Genomic DNA, 3707 nt, shown 5'->3' on the forward strand with positions numbered 1-3707 from the left:
CCCCCGTTCCCGCCCCGGCCTCCGCTCCGCCCCGGGGTGCGGCCCAGGCCCAGGCCGTGCTGGGCCCGCTGGGGCTCTTCACCGTGCTGCTCGGTGCCGCCCTGCCGATGGTCGACTTCTTCATCGTCAACGTGGCACTGCCCGCGATCGACCGAGACCTCGCCGCCGGCCCCGCCGTCCTCGAACTGATCGTAGGCGGCTACGGCGTCGCCTACGCCGTGCTCCTCGTCCTCGGCGGCCGCCTCGGCGACACCGCCGGGCGGCGCCGGCTCTTCCTCGCCGGCATGGCCGCCTTCGGCCTCACCTCTCTCGCCTGCGGCCTCGCCCCCACCGCGTGGACCCTCGTCGCCGCCCGGGTGGCGCAGGGCGCCGCGGCCGCCCTGATGCTGCCGCAGGTGCTCGCCACCATCCAGGCCACCACGCAAGGGCCCCGCCGGGCCCGGGCGATGAGCCTGTACGGGGCCACCGGCGGGCTGTCCATGGTGGCCGGGCAGGTCCTGGGCGGCGTCCTCGTGGCCGCCGACGCGGCAGGCCTCGGCTGGCGCTCCGTGTTCCTGGTGAACGTGCCCGTCGCCCTCATCGGGCTGCTGCTCGCCGCGCGGACCGTGCCGCAGACCCGCTCGGACCGGCCGGCCTCGGTCGACGTTCCGGGCACGCTGTTGCTGGCCCTGTCGCTGGTCTCGCTGCTGCTGCCGCTGACCGAGGGGCGGGCCGCCGGCTGGCCGCTGTGGACCTGGCTGCTGCTGGGCGCCTTCCCCGTCGCGGCCACCGGCTTCGTCGCCGTCGAGCGCCGCGCCGACCGGCTGGGGCGGACCCCGCTGGTGCCGCCGAGCCTGCTGCGGCTGCCGTCGCTGCGGCGGGGACTGGCCTTGCTGGTGCCGTTCTCGATCGGGTTCAGCGGCTTCATGTTCGTGATGGCCGTGGTCCTGCAAGAGGGCCTGCACAAGGGCCCGGTGGCCGCCGGGCTCGCCCTCGCGCCCATGGCCGTCGCCTTCTTCGGGGCCTCGCTGGCCGGGCCGCGGCTGACCGGCCGGTTCGGCAGCCGCGTCGTCACCGCGGGAGCGGCGCTCCAGGCCGTCGGCATCACCGTGCTGCTGCTCACGCTCCGGTACGGCGGGCCGAACCCCGGCGTCGCCGCACTGGCCCCGGGCATCGCCGTCGCCGGCCTCGGCCAGGGCTTCCAAGTGCCCGTGCTGATGCGGCTGATGCTCGCGGAGGTGCCGGCCGACCGGGCCGGCGTGGGCAGCGGGATCGTGACCACCACCCAGCAGTCCGCGCTCGCCCTCGGCGTCGCGACCGTCGGCAGCCTCTTCCTCGCCGTCAGTACGTCGCACGGCATCCGGACGGCGCTCACCGCGGCCCTGCTGGTCCAGCTCGCCCTGATCGTCCTCGCGGCCGGGCTGAGCCTGCGCCTGCCGCGCACCGTGCGGTGAGCGGCAGGCGGGCCGTGGCCGGGAGGGGCCCGGTCAGTCCGCGGCCGGGCGCGCGACGCGGAACCCCACGTCGTCGACCCGGAACGTGGGGTGGCTGCGACGGCGGGCCGAGGCCCGGCAGCTCCAGTGCTCGTCGAACCAGCCGCCGCCGCGCAGCACGCGGTAGCCGCCGTACACCTCGGCGTCGTACACGTCCCAGCACCAGTTCCAGACATTGCCGAGCATGTCGTACAGCCCCCACGGGTTGGGGAGTCTGCCGCCCACCTCGCGGATCCGCCCGTCCGAGTTGCCGCGGTACCAGGCGATCTCGTCGAGCGGCCCGTAGTGCGGTCCGGGGGTCCCGGCGCGGCAGGCGTGCTCCCACTCGGCCTCCGTCGGCAGCCGGTACCCGTCCGCGGACCGGTCCCATTCCAGGCCCCCGCCGTCCCCGTCGCCGTCTCCGTCCGCGGCGCCGTCGTGGAACCGGTAGACGGGCGTGAGGCCCTCCCGCGCCGAGAGGGCGTTGCAGAACCGGGCGGCGTCCCACCAGGACACCCCCTCGACGGGCAGTCGGTCCCCGTGGGCCGCGCTCGGCCGCTCCCCGGTCACCCGGGCGTACAGCGCCTGGGTGACCGGTACCGACCCGAGCCGGTACGGCGCCACGTCGACCGCCCAACTGCGCTGCGTCCGCCGGTCGGACAGGGTCACCCGTCCGCCCGGCACGGAGACCAGCTCGTGTCCTGTCATCGCGTCCATGATCATGGAATGTTATCCGTGCGGACGGCGGCCGGCAGCGGCGAACGCGCCACCGGCCCGCGGCGGGCTGTCACCGGACACCCTTCCTCCCGTACAGTCCGTGATGCCGTGCCGACGCTCCGTCAGGGGGAGTGGTCGGGCAGGCGCACCGGAAGCAGGAGGAGGAGCGTGGCCACCGAAGCCCGCCTCGACCGGGACCCGCTCCCGCGGGGTCCCCGACCGGGCCGCCCGGTTCCCGAACTGGACTCCGTCCACGTGCAGCGGTGGCGCGCGGAGCGCGGAGAGCTCGTCGAACTGCTCGCCCTCGCGCGGGAACGGCTCGGCGGCATCGCCGCGTTGCACCTCGGGTCGGCGGACGCAGGCACCCCGCCCGCCCCGGCCACCGTCCTCGTCACCGACCCCGAGGCCGTCCGGCACGTACTCGCCCTGCGTCCCGACCGGTACGTCAAGCGCTCCCACCGCGCGCGCCTGCTGATCGGCGACGGGGTCCTCGCCGCCACCGGCGATGCCTGGAAGCGCCAACGCCGGCTGCTGCAGGCCCAGTTCACCGGCACCGGGATGCGCCGCTACGAGCAGCGGATCGAGCGGGCCGCCAACGCCGCCGCCGAGCGGTGGGCGCGGTACGCCGCCACCGGGCGGACCGTCGACGTGGGACGGGAGATGCGCAGCTTCGCCCTCGACACCATCTGGCGCTCCCTGACCGGACACCCCCTCGACGCCCGGACCGAGGGCGAGCTGAACGCCGTCGAGGACCTGGCGGCCGCGCTGCCCACCCTGCCCGCCGACGAGGCCGACGCCCGGGACGCCGTCGCCGCGGACGTCGCCCGCATCGACGCGGTCGCCCGGGATGCCATCGACGCCGCCCGCACGGCTCCCGCAGGACCCGACGGGCCCGGCCTGCTGCGCGCCCTGACCGACGCCTCCGCCGAGCGGCCCGAGTACACCGACCGCCTGATCCGCGACGAGCTGGTCACCCTGCTCTTCGCCGGGCACGAGACCACCGCGACCACCCTGACCTGGCTGTACCTGCTGCTCGACCGGTATCCCGGGACCCGCGAGCAGGCCCTCGCCGTCGGCGCCGCGGGCTCCGCCGAGCGCCGGCAGGCCGTCCAGGCGCTGGTCCACGAGACCCTGCGGCTCTACCCGTCGGCATGGATCCTGCCCCGCCACGCGGCCGAGGACGACGTCCTGGCCGGCCACGCCATCGCCGCCGGCACCGACCTCCTGGTGTGCCCGTACCTCACGCACCGCGACCCGGAGCTGTGGCCCGACCCGGAGCGCTTCGACCCCCGGCGCTTCACCGCCCCCCGGGGCAGGTCGGCGGCCCCGGGCGCCTACCTGCCCTTCGGGATGGGCCCGCGCGCCTGCCTCGGCCTGCAGTTCGCCCTGCGCGAGTCGACGGTCCTGCTGGAGCGGCTGCTGCCCGCGTACACCGTCGCCTTCCGCTCCACCCCCGCCGGCGCCGCGTACGGGATCACCGTCCGCCCTGACGGCCCCACCCCTGTCTCTTATACACCTCTGACGCTGCCGACGCCGCTC

At 76.1% G+C, this 3707-nt stretch carries 2 protein-coding genes; one reads left to right on the top strand and one right to left on the bottom strand.

The features are described from left to right. Positions 1 to 56 precede the first annotated feature (56 nt). Complete coding sequence (locus HYE82_RS34855; protein WP_179178234.1) at positions 57 to 1433, top strand: MFS transporter; 1377 nt, start codon at positions 57 to 59, stop codon at positions 1431 to 1433. Positions 1434 to 1466: 33 nt separating this feature from the next. Here HYE82_RS34855 and HYE82_RS34860 read toward each other — a convergent pair whose 3' ends face one another. Beyond that, the gene (locus HYE82_RS34860) at positions 1467 to 2168 is read right to left on the bottom strand and encodes a formylglycine-generating enzyme family protein (RefSeq protein WP_179178232.1); all 702 of its coding nucleotides are present in this window, start codon (positions 2166 to 2168) and stop codon (positions 1467 to 1469) included. Positions 2169 to 3707 lie beyond the last annotated feature (1539 nt).

It is taken from the genome of Streptomyces sp. BR123 (assembly GCF_013401435.1).
Classification (GTDB): Bacteria; Actinomycetota; Actinomycetes; order Streptomycetales; family Streptomycetaceae; genus Streptomyces.

What these genes read in the sequence shown, in the direction of transcription:
- HYE82_RS34860 (WP_179178232.1), bottom strand. Translation starts at nt 2,168, where the DNA reads ATGGACGCGATGACAGGACACGAGCTGGTCTCCGTGCCGGGCGGACGG.